Annotated in this window: 14 protein-coding genes and 4 pseudogenes; 15 read left to right on the plus strand and 3 right to left on the minus strand. The window is 33.5% G+C overall.

The annotated features are described in order from the left end of the window. Positions 1 to 282 precede the first annotated feature (282 nt). From OPR58_RS03945 to OPR58_RS03990, 10 genes and pseudogenes are all read left to right on the plus strand, one after another. Positions 283 to 1,227 (plus strand): IS110 family RNA-guided transposase, encoded by a 945-nt coding sequence (locus OPR58_RS03945; RefSeq protein WP_265022222.1) that lies wholly within the window; start codon positions 283 to 285, stop codon positions 1,225 to 1,227. Positions 1,228 to 1,448: 221 nt separating this feature from the next. Then, a pseudogene (locus tag OPR58_RS03950) lies at positions 1,449 to 1,790 on the plus strand (major capsid protein); the annotation flags it as partial. Beyond that, entirely contained in the window at positions 1,790 to 2,101 is a 312-nt protein-coding gene (locus OPR58_RS03955) for a head-tail joining protein (protein WP_264686591.1), read from the plus strand. The pseudogene OPR58_RS03950 and the gene OPR58_RS03955, both read left to right, overlap by 1 nt. After that, the gene (locus OPR58_RS03960) at positions 2,094 to 2,570 is read left to right on the plus strand and encodes a phage tail protein (protein WP_265022963.1); all 477 of its coding nucleotides are present in this window, start codon (positions 2,094 to 2,096) and stop codon (positions 2,568 to 2,570) included. Before OPR58_RS03955 ends, OPR58_RS03960 begins: the two co-directional genes overlap by 8 nt. A 10-nt stretch (positions 2,571 to 2,580) precedes the next feature. After that, positions 2,581 to 3,054: a hypothetical protein gene (locus tag OPR58_RS03965; RefSeq protein WP_253308731.1), complete on the plus strand. Its 474-nt coding sequence runs from the start codon at positions 2,581 to 2,583 to the stop codon at positions 3,052 to 3,054. Then, positions 3,041 to 3,505 (plus strand): phage baseplate assembly protein V, encoded by a 465-nt coding sequence (locus OPR58_RS03970; protein ID WP_047759504.1) that lies wholly within the window; start codon positions 3,041 to 3,043, stop codon positions 3,503 to 3,505. The genes OPR58_RS03965 and OPR58_RS03970 overlap by 14 nt, the downstream gene beginning before the upstream one ends. After that, positions 3,502 to 3,756, plus strand: coding sequence for a PAAR domain-containing protein (locus OPR58_RS03975; RefSeq protein ID WP_047759655.1), 255 nt, complete (start codon positions 3,502 to 3,504; stop codon positions 3,754 to 3,756). The genes OPR58_RS03970 and OPR58_RS03975 overlap by 4 nt, the downstream gene beginning before the upstream one ends. A gap of 2 nt (positions 3,757 to 3,758) precedes the next feature. Beyond that, positions 3,759 to 4,094, plus strand: a complete 336-nt coding sequence (locus OPR58_RS03980) for a GPW/gp25 family protein (protein WP_265022510.1) — start codon at positions 3,759 to 3,761, stop codon at positions 4,092 to 4,094. Between the two features lie 2 nt (positions 4,095 to 4,096). Continuing rightward, on the plus strand, positions 4,097 to 4,882 hold the full coding sequence (locus tag OPR58_RS03985; protein ID WP_265022314.1) for a baseplate assembly protein: 786 nt from the start codon (positions 4,097 to 4,099) through the stop codon (positions 4,880 to 4,882). Continuing rightward, positions 4,882 to 5,835, plus strand: a complete 954-nt coding sequence (locus OPR58_RS03990) for a phage tail protein (protein WP_265023051.1) — start codon at positions 4,882 to 4,884, stop codon at positions 5,833 to 5,835. Before OPR58_RS03985 ends, OPR58_RS03990 begins: the two co-directional genes overlap by 1 nt. A gap of 65 nt (positions 5,836 to 5,900) precedes the next feature. Here the strand turns inward: OPR58_RS03990 and OPR58_RS03995 are convergent. After that, a pseudogene (locus tag OPR58_RS03995) lies at positions 5,901 to 6,029 on the minus strand (IS110 family transposase); the annotation flags it as partial. A gap of 86 nt (positions 6,030 to 6,115) precedes the next feature. On the opposite strand from OPR58_RS03995, the gene OPR58_RS04000 reads away from it, so the two are divergent. Continuing rightward, positions 6,116 to 7,582: an IS4 family transposase gene (locus OPR58_RS04000; protein WP_265023151.1), complete on the plus strand. Its 1,467-nt coding sequence runs from the start codon at positions 6,116 to 6,118 to the stop codon at positions 7,580 to 7,582. Here the strand turns inward: OPR58_RS04000 and OPR58_RS04005 are convergent. Next, positions 7,580 to 7,858, minus strand: a pseudogene (locus OPR58_RS04005) (IS110 family transposase); the annotation flags it as partial. The gene OPR58_RS04000 and the pseudogene OPR58_RS04005 sit on opposite strands and share 3 nt — an antisense overlap. 112 nt (positions 7,859 to 7,970) lie before the next feature. On the opposite strand from OPR58_RS04005, the gene OPR58_RS04010 reads away from it, so the two are divergent. Both OPR58_RS04010 and OPR58_RS04015 read left to right on the plus strand, forming a co-directional pair. Then, the gene (locus tag OPR58_RS04010) at positions 7,971 to 8,930 is read left to right on the plus strand and encodes an IS5 family transposase (protein ID WP_265022212.1); all 960 of its coding nucleotides are present in this window, start codon (positions 7,971 to 7,973) and stop codon (positions 8,928 to 8,930) included. Positions 8,931 to 9,015: 85 nt separating this feature from the next. Then, positions 9,016 to 9,207 (plus strand): annotated as a pseudogene (locus OPR58_RS04015) (patatin-like phospholipase family protein); the annotation flags it as partial. 201 nt (positions 9,208 to 9,408) lie between these two features. On the opposite strand, the gene OPR58_RS04020 reads toward OPR58_RS04015, so the two are convergent. Then, positions 9,409 to 9,561, minus strand: a complete 153-nt coding sequence (locus OPR58_RS04020) for a hypothetical protein (RefSeq protein WP_174516912.1) — start codon at positions 9,559 to 9,561, stop codon at positions 9,409 to 9,411. A 517-nt stretch (positions 9,562 to 10,078) separates the two neighbouring features. Here OPR58_RS04020 and OPR58_RS04025 point away from each other — a divergent pair. Next, the gene (locus tag OPR58_RS04025; RefSeq protein ID WP_265022377.1) at positions 10,079 to 12,679 is read left to right on the plus strand and encodes an ankyrin repeat domain-containing protein; all 2,601 of its coding nucleotides are present in this window, start codon (positions 10,079 to 10,081) and stop codon (positions 12,677 to 12,679) included. 121 nt (positions 12,680 to 12,800) lie between these two features. Then, positions 12,801 to 13,550 carry an NTP transferase domain-containing protein gene (locus OPR58_RS04030; protein WP_265022376.1) on the plus strand — a complete coding sequence of 250 codons (750 nt, stop codon included), beginning with the start codon at positions 12,801 to 12,803 and terminating at the stop codon, positions 13,548 to 13,550. Positions 13,551 to 13,575 lie beyond the last annotated feature (25 nt).

Genomic DNA, 13,575 nt, shown 5'->3' on the forward strand with positions numbered 1-13,575 from the left:
ATGAAAGTAGCTGACACTGGGATCCAGGTTGATGAAAGCACACTAGCATAGAAAGTTGTAAGTTAAAAATGTGATATAAAAGAGATAAGAGGGAAAGATAACCCTACTCACTATAGGAATAGGGCTATCACGGGCGTGTGCGACCGAATGAAAGTTGGTATTACAACCGTAGCCATCAAGGTAAACTAGCCCCATCCCTCGATACGTTTGAATAGTTGCATGGGACATATGTATGCACCCGTTTACAATCTTAAATTAATTAAACTATCGAGGTTATTTATTATGATTACATCTTATCAAAATTTCATTGGCATTGATATCGGAAAATTTAAAAATGTTGCTGCAGCTTATAACCAAAGGAGCGCTATCAAGTTTGACAATGATGCTACTGGTTGGCAACAGTTGTTTCAAAAATTTTCAGATATCCTACCTAATTCTCTAGTAACTTTAGAAAACACTGGAAAATATGAGCTTGGCTTAGCACATTTTCTTGTTGATAAGAATGTTGCTGTACATCGAGCTAATACTCGTAAAGTAAAAAGTTTTATCATATCACATGGAACTTTAGCAAAGACAGATCAATCAGATGCAAGAGCCCTTGCTCAATATGGTTTTGAACGCTATAGTGCTCTATCTCTATTTGTGCCTATGTCAAAAGAACAAACCGCCTTAGTTGCACTCTGTCAACGTCGTGATGACATTACACAAATGAGAACTCAAGAGAAATGTAGGCTTGCAGCACCTGAAAACGACTATATAAAGGAAAGTTGCCAAAAAACAATAGACTTTTTTACCAGTCAGATAAATGAGTTCAACGATGCCATACAAAGAATTATTGATAAAAATCCAGAGTTACAAAAGCGTCAAAAGATCTTGAGAACAGTGCCAGGAATAGGTCTCAAGTTATCACAAGTTTTTGTGTGTCTAATGCCAGAACTTGGCCACCTAAACAAAAAAGAAGTTGCAAGTCTTGCTGGAGTTGCTCCACATCCAAAAGAAAGCGGTAAAACTATTGGTTACCGAAGGATAACAGGTGGTAGGAGCAATGTTCGTGCAAAGCTTTTCACAGCTGCTATGGCTGCTGCAAGATCTAAATCTGCACTTGGTGCTTTTTATTCTGATCTTATTGGTAGAGGTAAAAAGAAGATGGTAGCTATAACAGCTCTAATGCGAAAAATCATAGTAATTGCCAATGCAAGACTTAAAGAAGCAATTAATATGAAATAAAAAATCTGTATAGAAAATAGGTTAACGAATATGTGCGTCTACACACATTTAAAGCACATATTCGTTAACCATAAAATCTAAGCAGTGCTTGCTGTTTGATATAAATTTCTTTCTGTATAAACTAGGGTTTTTGTTGCCAAAATACATTTTTCAATTGAATAAAAATACAAAATTATCAACAAATGAGACTAAATTCAAAAAATTTTAAAAAACATAGTTGATGGCAAGAAGGAGCAGCACTTCGAAATGATATGAGGTCAGGATTTACGTTCTGTGGCATAACATTTGAGGAATATAGAGGGCAAGCAACTGATCCTGAAGAAAATGTGAGGAGGTTTATAGAAAGAGAAAGTGGAAACTGTTTTCCACTAGGAACAGCGAATACATTTACGACATATTTCGCACCAGCAGACTTTAATGAAACAGTAAATACACTAGGACAGCCACTATATGCAAAACAAGAGCCAAGAAGATTTGATAGAGGGACCGATTTGCATACGCAGTCGAATCCATTGCCAATGTGCCATCGTCCGGGAGTTTTGGTAAAAATTAGTTCTAGTTGATGAATATAGGAAAATTATTGGAAGATTGTTTTGAGCATTTAGGAGTGGAAGCCACATATTGTAATAAAAACAAGGAGGGCATTCGTAGAATAAAAGTGCTAATTAAACGTCCTGAGACTACGTACTCTCTAGGTGCAGATGGAGCATTAACTCAGCAAATTGCTTCTATAGAAATACGTGATCAGGACGTTACTTCCTTTAGCATAGGTGATTATATCAAGATTGAAAAAAGGTTCTACAAGATTTTTGAACCACCGTTAAAAGATTCTTCGAGTGAAATATGGAAAATTGAGGCAATAGAAAGTGTTTGATATTAAAATTAGTAACAATATTGACGAAAAAGAGCAGAAAGTAAAACTGGCAGCTATAAAAGCACTAAATAGAACAGCACTATGGTTAAAAGCGCAAGCAGCTAAGGAAATCAGTGAGGAAAAGAAGATAAAATTAAGTTTGATAAGAAAGAGATTAAGAATTTTTAAAGCAAAGACAAGCAGGTTGAACGTATTAATTAGAGCGAATCTGTATGACGTCAGAACTTCATTAATTGGTAAAGTGAGACAAACAAGAAGAGGTACGAAAGTAGGAAAACATGAGTTTATTGGAGCGTTTACTGCAACAATGCCAAGAGATTATAAAGGAGCTTTTAAACGCGAGGGAAAAACAGCATTGCCAATAAAGGAAGTTAAATTGCCACTCGAACCTGAAGCATCAAAAGTAATGAGAGATCTTGTTAATTATGAGATTGAGAAAGTGTGTACAAAATTTTTGAACGTGAATTGAGCTATAAAGGATGAATTTGAAAGATTTACATGATAAAATTTGTACCACGCTGAAGAAAGAAATTTCTGCGATACAAACATGCGAAGTATATCCAGCAATAAGGAAAGAATTAGTAGCACCGGCAGTATTTATAGAATTATCAAGTCTAGAGCAAGGAAAAGATCCAGGAACAGAAGAATTAGCTCTGAAAGCAAGATTTGAAGCTAGAATAGTAGTTGATAGCACAATCGAAAATGCTCCTCTTATTGTCAGAACATTAGCTGCCGAGGTGGCAAAAGTTGTAAACAAAAATACATGGAATATAAAAAATGTTTCACCAGGAGAATTTATCTCTGCAGAAATTGACGGATTTAGACCCGAATTAGATGCATATTTGGTGTGGATGGTTGATTGGAGTCATCAGCTTCATTTAGGTAAATCGATATGGACAGAAAATAAGATTAAGCCACATACGATTATAATAGAAGAAAATGTTAGAGAGTAATTTTGCTATTTCAGAGCTGCAAAGAAAGTTAGCAAACATTGTACGAATAGGAGTTGTAAAAGAAGTAGATTATGAGAAAGCAAAAGTAAGAGTGAAGATAGGAGAACTTTTAACAGATTTTCTTCCATGGATAACTTCTAGAGCAGGAGAGGAAAGAAGCTGGCTACCACCAAGCATAAATGAACAGGTAGTAATATTGTCACCATTGGGAGAGTTATCATTAGGAGTAGTACTAGCTGGAATATATCAGCAAAATTATTCTGCTCCAGAGAATAGTGAAATGATTAACAGTTTAGTATTTCAAGATGGAACAAAGTTATTGTATGACAAAGAGAGCAAGAATCTTGAAATTTCTGTAGTGGATAAATTAAATTTCAAAGTAGGAAAATCAGAGATAGAAATGACAAAAAGTGGAATAAAACTGAAAGCAGAAAGGATCGACTTAAATTGAACAAAGGAATAGTGAGGTTAGGAGACTACTGTGGAGAAGCTATACCACATTTCTGCATTAGCGGAAGTAATAATGTTTTTGTAAACGGTAAGTCAATATGTAGACAAGGAGACAGTTTTAGTGAAGGAAGAGCATTAACTGAAGGATCAAAAACAGTGTTTGCAAATGGTCTTAGTGTAGGAAGAGTAGGAGATATAGTTTCATGTGGGTTTAAAGTAATAAAAGGCAGTGAAAGCGTTTTTGCAAAATAGAAATGAAGGGTATGGATGCTAAAACAGGAAAAACGTTAGAAGGAATAGAGCACTTAAAGCAGTCGATAATTGATATACTGACCACTCCTATTAACAGTAGAATAATGAGGAGAGATTATGGCTCAAGATTATTTGAATTAGTGGATAAGCCAGTTAATCGTGATTTAACACTAGAAATTTACGCAGCAACTGCAGAAGCTTTGGAAAAATGGGAAAAGAGATTTAAGTTAGAAAAAGTAAAAGTTGAAGGAGTAAAAGAAGGGAGAGTAACATTGAATTTAGAAGGTGTCTATCTTTCAGAAGGCAAGTTCATAAATATTAGTGGAGTAGTTGTTTAGAAATGCAAACATCTAATATTATTGAAAAACTAAGATATGAGGAAATATTTTCGAGAATGAAGGAAGAGTTAGTAAAGCGAGATGCAAGTTTTACAGGATTGGTAGAAAGTGATCCAGCAATGAAGGTATTAGAAGTAGCAGCATGGCGAGAACTTTTGCTTAGAGAAAGAATAAATGAAGCAGTAAAGAGTAACTTACTTAAATTTGCGACAGTTGATAATTTGGCTGAGTTTTATGGAGTAGAGAGAGAAAAAGAAGAAGAGGATGAAAGATTTAGAAAGAGGGTAAAAGCAAAAATAGCAGGTTGGTCAACAGGAGGAAGTAAGGAATATTATAAATATCATGCACTTTCGGCAGATAGAAGAGTAAAGGATGCGCTAGTAGAATCACCTATACCAGGAAAAGTACAAATTTCAATCTTATCAACACAATTATCCACAACTGGCATAGCGTTAGAAGAGCTACTTAAAATTGTAAAAAAGCAGGTTACTAGAGATGATATAAGGGTTTTAGCAGATACAATAACAGTAATTGGTTGCAATATTACGGAAATAGATATTCACAGCAGAATGAGCATAAGTCCTGTAATATCAGAGGAAGAAATCAAGAAGCAGTTTATTAAGAAGTTTGAATTAGCAAAAAGATTAGGGTGGAGTGTAACAAGATCTTGGATAATAGCGAATTTATTTGTAGATGGTGTAGAAAACGTAGAATTAATCGAGCCAAAAGAGGATGTTGTGGTTCTGGGAAATGAATGTGCAAATTTGAGAAATTTAAAGATTGAGTAATGTTATTGCCACCAAATGCAACAAAACAGGAGAAAGCGCTAGTAGATGCGATAGATTACAAAGTTGATCCAAACTGTATCAGAGGGTTTAAATTTAGTCCAGGGGAAAAAGTATTACCATGGATAATAGAAGAATATGGTTTAGAAGAGATACTGCGTTGGGCAAAAGAGAAAAGAAGAGCGATAAAAGAAGGGGTAGAATTTCAGCGTTTAAGAGGAACACCTGCATCACTAAAAATAGCGCTAAAATGGGCAAATATAGAAGATATTACAATTATCGAAGAACCACCTGGTAAGCACTTTTTTGAATTGCAGATAGGGATAAGGGATGTTCCAAATGACTTTTTTGTAGATGCAGTAGTAGAGCTAGCAAAGCTATCATTGCCCGTAAGATCGCGACTAATGAGGATTTTCAATGATCACTATAATATTAGCAGATTTATTTTAGATGAAAGTTTATTTGGAAGTTTGTTATCGGATTACTCAGGGATAAAAATTGAAAAAGACGGACCAGTATTATCGTTTGGAAGAGTAAATTTTTTCAGGTTTAGTGGTACATCAATTAAGGTTATAGAGAGTTATCTACGTAACCATTATGAACAAGCATTTAGTAATGATATATATCGGTTAGATGTAGCAGTACTTGGAGAAACAGAGCCTCACACGAAGGATTACAAAGGCATCTATGAAAGAAATCATCAGTGGTATAACTCAAAAGCACTACATCCACTACCACAGAGCTTATTGCCAGAAATAAAGTTTGCAAAAGCACAGATAGTATTATCGGATCAACTATGTTTTTTAAAATTTTTTGAATTTAGTTTCATTACAACTTTTGTTTGTAATTTTGTTTTTTATTCGAGTAAAAAGTGCATTTTTGACAATAAAAACCCTAACTTAATCATAGAAAAATTTTGTATCAAACAACAGTTACTGCTTAGATCTTATGGTTAACGAATATGTGCTTTAAATGTGTGTAGACGCACATATTCGTTAACCTATTTTCTATGCAGATTTTTTTAATTCACATTGACTGCTTCTTTAAGCCTCGCATTGGCAATTACTATGATTTTACGCATTAGAGCTGTCATAGCCACCATCTTCTTTTTACCTTTACCAACAAGCCTTGAATAGAAGCTTACTATTACCCATAAGTATATAAATGGTAAAAAGCTGCTATTTTACTAATTCAATTTAGTACTATAAATAGACCTATGGTCTAAAAATGAAATATATGATGAAAGGAAGTATAAATACCTCAACTAGTGAATGGGCAGAAAGTGAATTTGGGATTGTTAATTTTGGCGATATAAGATTAAGTAAAAGGCTTTTAAAAGTAGTTAATAGTTTTGCTGAATCGCCTGAATGTTCAATAAATCAAGCTTGTAAAGATTGGTATCAAAGTAAAGCAGCTTATAGATTTTTTCAAAATGATGCCATTTCTGAAAGAAAGATATTAGACAGTCATATAGTTAAAACTGTTGAAAGAGCTAAAGAATATTCAACTATTTTAGCTATCCAAGACACGAGTTATATTTCATATAAAAATCATAAAAAGGCCAAAGGATTAGGGATTATAGCAGCAAGATTAAGATCTGAAACAACCAATTTTAAAACCCATGGATTAGTGATGCATACAACATTTGCAGTTACAACAGAAGGACTACCTATAGGATTATTAGATCAAAAAATTAGTACTAGACCTCCCTTAGCTGAAGACCTAAGAGAGTTGAAAAGGAGAAGCCATAACACTGCTGTTCCTATAGAAGAGAAAGAAAGCATACGGTGGATAGCATCACTAAAAGACTCTACTAATCACCCTGGATTAAAGGATGTTAAGGTAGTTACCGTTTGCGATAGAGAAGGAGATATTTATGATTTATTTGAAGTTGCTTCCACTAATCAATCTCTTTTTGTAGTAAGAGGAAATCAAAACAGAACAGTAAACAAGAGATCAACTTATTCTGAAAAAGGTGGTGAAAAGTTGTGGGATTTGATGAATCGTATGCCTTGCCAAGGAGAAATTCAAATAAGTATTCCTACCCGTGATAATAGGCCTAAAAGAACAGCAGTGTTAGAAGTAAAGTTTAGTAACTTTGTGATGAATGCATCAAAAAACAACGCTAGACGTAAGACTCAAAAACTTCCTAATTTAAATTTGAATGCTGTCTATGTTATAGAAAAGTATTCCCCATTTGGCGAAGAACCTATGAACTGGATCTTATTGACAAATATAAGTGTTAATAATTTTGAAGAAGCAGTAGAAAAAATACAATGGTATTGCTTAAGGTGGAGAATAGAGGTCTTTCATAAAATTTTGAAATCCGGTCTTAAAGTTGAAGAATGTAGACTCCAAACAGCAGATAGATTGATCCGCTTTCTTACAATAATGAGTATAATTGCATGGAGAATATTTTTTATTACATTAGTAGCTAGAACAAATCCCAATCTTCCTTGTACTATCATACTGACTGATGAGGAGTGGAAGGTTTTGTATACAAAAATGCTAAAAACAAAAAACTATCCTGAAGCCCCACCACCCATAAGAAAAATCGTGAGGTGGGTAGCTCAATTGGGAGGGTTTTTAGCTCGCAAAAATGACTTAGAACCAGGTCCTATAGCTTTGTGGAAGGGATGGAAACGTCTCTTTGATTTAGCAGAAGGATGGAGACTTGCTCATGAATCCTATATTTATGGGTAATAGTAAGGAATAGAAGGCACCAAGCGCAGACTTAGACCTTGAAGCAGACATCGCAGCTGTAAAAAGCTTTTCACGAACGTTGCTTCTGCCACCACTTATTCTGCGATAACCAATAGTTTTACCACTTTCTTTCGGATGAGGTTCAACTCCAGCAAGACTTGCAATTTCTCCCCTACTTACATAACCAAGTTCTGGCATTAGACACAGAAAATCTTGAGATAATTTTGCACCTATTCCTGGAACTGTTTTAAGGATTTTTTGGCGCTTTTGTAACTCTGGATGGCTTTGTTGCATAGCTAGTGTTGGTTGAGGTTATTGTAAGGAGAAAAGCTTATGGTTACTAACGCATTTTGTTGTAAAATAGGCATTTTTCAAACAAGTATAACTTATGCCACAAAAAATGAGAGTAAGTAACCAAAGAGAATATAATGAGTTTCTAAAAAAAAGAGGAAATGTTTTTCATTTTGTTAATCAAGCCATAGAAAATTGGTATGAAAATAGTCCAAAAGTTGCAGGTGGCAATAACACTTATAGTGATAAAGTTGTAATTTTAATACACATAATAGTTCATCTTTTTAGAATTGGCTTGAGACAAGCTGTAGGTTTTGTAAAAGGTTATATGGTACAAATAGGCAAAAAACTTAAGATTATCAGCTATACACAAGCTTCCAGAAGATTTAAAAAGCTTAATTTGAAGATTGATGACCATAGAAGCAATAAAGATGATCTGGAAAATGTTGAAATTGCCGTAGATAGCACTAGAGTTAGTATCTACAATAATAACGGTGGGCATAGTAAGCTTAATATTCGAAAAAGAAAATACAGTGGTTATGGTCAAGTAAGAAAATTACATGTTATTTTAAACATAAATGATAAGAAAGCAATAAGCATGAACTACACTAGTGGTGTTGCTGTAGACTATTTGCCGGTCTGCGATATGTTAGAAGAAGTCAGTGATAAATATAACATTTGTTCTATTCGAGCAGATGCGGCTTATGATATAAAAAGTGTGTATAAAGAATGCAGAAAATACAATATTGTGCCTATTATTCGCCCTAGGAAGGATACTAAAATTTGTTTAGCTGACTACTTATCAGAAAGAAACAAGTATATTAGTAGAATTAGGTCATATGAGAATTATGAAGATGGTATTAATGAATGGAAGAAAAAAGTTAAGTATGGAGCACGGTCTTATATTGAAGTCTTTTTCTATAGGTTGAAGCAAATATTTGGGTTTGGCTTGAAAAATAAATCAGAGGTAAATCGTGAAAAAGAGCTGTTAATTAAGTGCTACTTACTGAACAAATTTACTGATATTGGTATGGCTAAATTTAAATTAGCTGCGTAAGTTCATTGTGATTTACATGCCTATCAGTGCTATGCAACAAAGCCATTCTGGATTGGATTGCGTTGATTATCAACTAGAACAAGTAGTTGATTATCAACTAGAACAAGTAATAGATGATAAATACATAAGAATACAATCGCAATTGAAAGTAGCATCGACTGAGATGGACAATATTACACTCAGAAATATCAAATTTCTTCAGCAAGAGGCAAGTAAAATGATAGAGGATAACCAGAAAGTGATAGACAAATTCTGCAAGCAAAATCGAAAACTATAACTGAGCTAGAAAAACAAAATAAGCGAGTTTCTAGTATCTACTTTAATAAATTTACTAAAATATTTTTTTAATATTATATATTGAATACAGAAGCACAAGAATTTCATCCAGTAATGCAGATAATTAATTATGTAATCACCTTTGTTGGTATTTTAATATATTGTGTAGAAATCAGTAAACTAATGTTGCTTTTAATTCAGGTTAAGTTTTGGAAGCATGATTTTCAAGTTCCTCAATAGATAAATCTGTTATTTTAGAAATAGCATTAACAGAAACGTCCAACATAAGTAGATTATTTGCAACCTTTATTGACTCTGCTTTGTAAATCAGGAATGTTGCACCAAATGTTGACATTAAACTTTATGATATGAGGTATCTTTGATGTTTTTACGCTACTAAATTCATGATATCCATCTCTTGGCGATTTAAGCCTATTTTTAGAGTATTTATAAAAAGACGATAAGACCCCTTCTACATCTAAAGCCTAAAATGCAATTCTCAGATGATCTCTGACAGACGTTTTTTTCATCAACACATTCAAAACAATAAAAAGATTGAATATTTCTTCACAATTGTGTATAATTATTAATGCTTTGGTGCACGTAACGATTATTCTTTAAAAAGAATATTGGCTACTGAGAAGAATGAAGACATCTTCATCAGAAAAAAAAGGGGCAAAAACAGAGAAAATTGATGTAACTACTTAAGGCAGGTGTCTCTATTGCAGCTGAGACAGCTGATCACTCATGATCAAATAAAAAAGTTATAAGCACACAGATTGGATCACAGTATCTTTTTTAAGAAGAAGATTTATCTTGCTTAAAAACTTGTAGATACTATATTTTACATAAATTCTTCATGCGAGGCCTTTATGTTTACTAATAGAATATCTAATAATCTGGATCAGCTGCAATTTTTTGTAGAGTTTTTAAATGAAAACTATGAAACTCAGAAACATCTTAGTCTTACGCCGCTACATTTAGCAGCAGGAAATGGTCAGTTGGATTTAGTCAACACTTTATTAGGAGAGGGTTTAGATATTAACTCAGAGATTAAGTACGATGCCTTTACGCCACTGTATTTTTCAATTGCAAAAAATCGCTTAGAGATGGTTAACTTTCTTATTACTCATGGAGCAGATGTAAACCATAAGACCATTCTAGGCTTTACACCTTTAAGTTTTGCATCCCAGCAAGGATATTTAGATATAGTCAACACCTTGATTGCAAATGGAGCAGATCTTAGTACTAAAACAGATAAACTTAATACACCTTTACACCTAGCAGCAGAGAATGGTCATCTAGATATAGTAAATGTTTTTATTGAAAAGGGATTAGATGTTAATGCTGTAAATAATGATCGAGCAAGACCTTTGCATTCTGCAGTACAAAATGGTAACCTCGAAGTAGTTAAAGCTCTTATTTCACAAGGGTCTAATATTAACGCTGGATCTTCAGGCATAGGTAATCATAAAGTTGATGCAAACATTACACCCTTACATCTGGGAACACAAACTGGTAGGTTAGATATAGTTAAAGTTCTGCTTGAAGCGGGAGCAAACGTTAATGCAAAAACAGATGATAAGATTACACCTCTACATTTAGCGTCTCAAAATGGCTTTTTAGAGTTAGTAGACATTTTACTAAAAGCAAAATCTAATGTTAATGCTAAGGATTATGAGAATCTTACACCTCTACATTTAGCAGCAGAACGTAATCACTTTGGAGTAGTTAAGTCTCTTCTTCTCGTAAGGGGAATTGATGTTAATGCTAAGGACCACGATAATTCCACAGCTTTACATATAGGATCTCAGAATGGTCACTTAGAAGTAGTGAAGCTACTAATAGAGAAAAAAGCCAATGTTAATGCTAAAAAAAACGAAGGTTTTACACCTTTGCATCTAGCAATTCAGCAAAGTCATTTCGAGGTGAGTGATTTTTTAATTAAAAATGGAGCAAACATTAACACCGTGGATGATCAGAATTGGACTCCTTTACATAATGCAGCATATAATGGTTTTTCTTTAAAAATAGTAGAGAGCTTAATTGCAAAAGGAGCAAATATAAATGCAAAGATGGATGATGGTAGAAGAGCTCTACATTTGGCAGCAGAACATAATCGCTTGGAAATAATGAATTTCTTGATTGAAAATGGAGCAGATATTAATGCTCTAGATAACAGAAGTTGGACTCCTCTACATTGTGCAGCATATGATGGTAATTTAGAAGTTGCTAAATCTTTGCTTGATAAAGGAGCAGACATTAATGCTAAAACAGTTAAAAGTACTACACCTCTACACTTTGCAGTAGACCATGATCATTTAGAGGTGGTTGAATTGCTCTTAGAAAAGGAAGCAGATATTAATGCTTTAGATCACACAAATTGGACTCCTTTACATTTTGCAGCAGAAAAAGGTTATGATCAGATAGCAACCGTTCTATTGAAACATGGTGCTGATGTAAATGTAAAAGAAAATCAAAATAAAGGCACAGCCCTACATCTTGCAGCTCAATATGGTCATCCTAAGGTAGTTAAAACTCTTATTATAAATGGAGCGGATGTTAATGCAAAAATGGATAAAAATGCTACGCCTTTACACTTAGGGGCACAAATTGGTAATTTAGATATAGTTAGGTCTCTACTTATGAGCGGAGCATACTTTAATGCTAGAGCTGAAGGAGGTAGATATGTTTTACCATTACACTTTGCAGAAAGAAGAGGAAACCCAGAAGTTATAAAATTACTAAAATTGACTGAGAAGTTATTTAAGGCTATAGAAGATAATAATTATTTAGGAATTGAGAGTTCCATTAGAGATGGAGCAATCATTGATTCGAAAAACGTGGATGGAAGAACGCCATTACATTATGCTGTTAATAATGGGCACATAAAAGTTGTAAATATCTTGCTAGCAAATGGAGCTGATGCTACTAAAGTTACTAACAAAGGTAATACACCATTACACACTGCTGCTTCCAAAGGTCATAAAGAAATTATTGAAGCTTTGTTACAACGTGTAAGCCACAATAAATTGAGTGATTTTATTAATGCTAAAACAATAGTTAAAGGCACTACATCGTTGCATGTTGCTACTGAAAATAGCTTTTTCGAAGCTGTAAAATCTTTGTTGAAACATGGTGCAATTTATAACATCAAGAATAAAGAAGGTAAAGCACCACTTGATCTTTCTCGAGACCAAAATATTACTAACCTATTGAAATTAGTAGAAGAGCTGTTTGAGAATGCAAAAAATGGTAATGTTGAAATTATCAGTAAGCTGAAAGCAATAAAACCTGATGAGCGCGTAGCTGTAACAAATGCTCGTAATGATCAAGACAAGTCATTAGTCCAGGTTGCAGTAATCAATAAACACTCAAACCTTGCAAGTAGATTATTAGAAATATTAAAAAGTCCAGATCAGAGTTTACAAGATGTCAGCGTAGAAAATCGAGTAAAGAGTTTAAAGTTATAGCTCTCTTAAATGAAACTCTAATGAGGGTGCCAAGATCTAGAAAATATACAAAAATTACAGTGGGATTTACATCTTACTAATTATGAATTAACTTACTACCTAATCAATTCCTGAGTTATGTATGAGTAACATTTTGATAATATTAGCAGCAGGAAAGAGCAGTAGAATGAATTCTGAATATTCAAAAGCGTTGCACCAAGTGGGAAATCTTACTCTTTTAGAACATATAATTTCTAATGCAAAATTGCTGAGTCTAAAAAGCTTATCAATTGTTGTTAACAACTCCCTTCTAAAAGATTTAGAAAACTTTGATACCCTAAAAAGTATAATCGATCAATACAATATAAAACTAATAATTCAAGAAGATATTACAGGTACTGGCACTGCAGTTAAAATTGCTCTAGAAAATCTGGAGGAGTTATCTGATCAAGACATAGTTTTAATACAGTATGGAGACACTCCCTTTATATCTAGTGATACAGTTATGAAAATGACTGATTGTTTAAAGTATAATAATTTAGTTCTTCTTGGATTCAATAGTCAAGATGAACAATATGGAAGATTAGTAATTGATAATTACGGCAATGTTCAAAAAATCCTAAAAAATGGAGATAAAATGCTTCTTGCAAACTCTGGAATAATAGCTTCATATGCTAAAGATCTCTTTACCTTAGTAAAAGAAATAAAATTTAATAATTCGACCAATGAATATTGTCTTAATGATATAGTGCCCATTGCAGCAAACAATAACTTGAGTGTAGGTTATGTAGTTTCTGATGAAAGAGAAGCAATGGGAGTAAATAATAAGGAGGATTTGATTAAAGCCGAACACTATTTTCAAGAAAGAAGGCAGCCAACTTTTCTTTCATAACTACATTTTTTTTATTCATTAATTT

The sequence above is a fragment of the Wolbachia endosymbiont (group B) of Ischnura elegans genome, assembly GCF_947251585.1.
Lineage (GTDB): Bacteria > Pseudomonadota > Alphaproteobacteria > Rickettsiales > Anaplasmataceae > Wolbachia.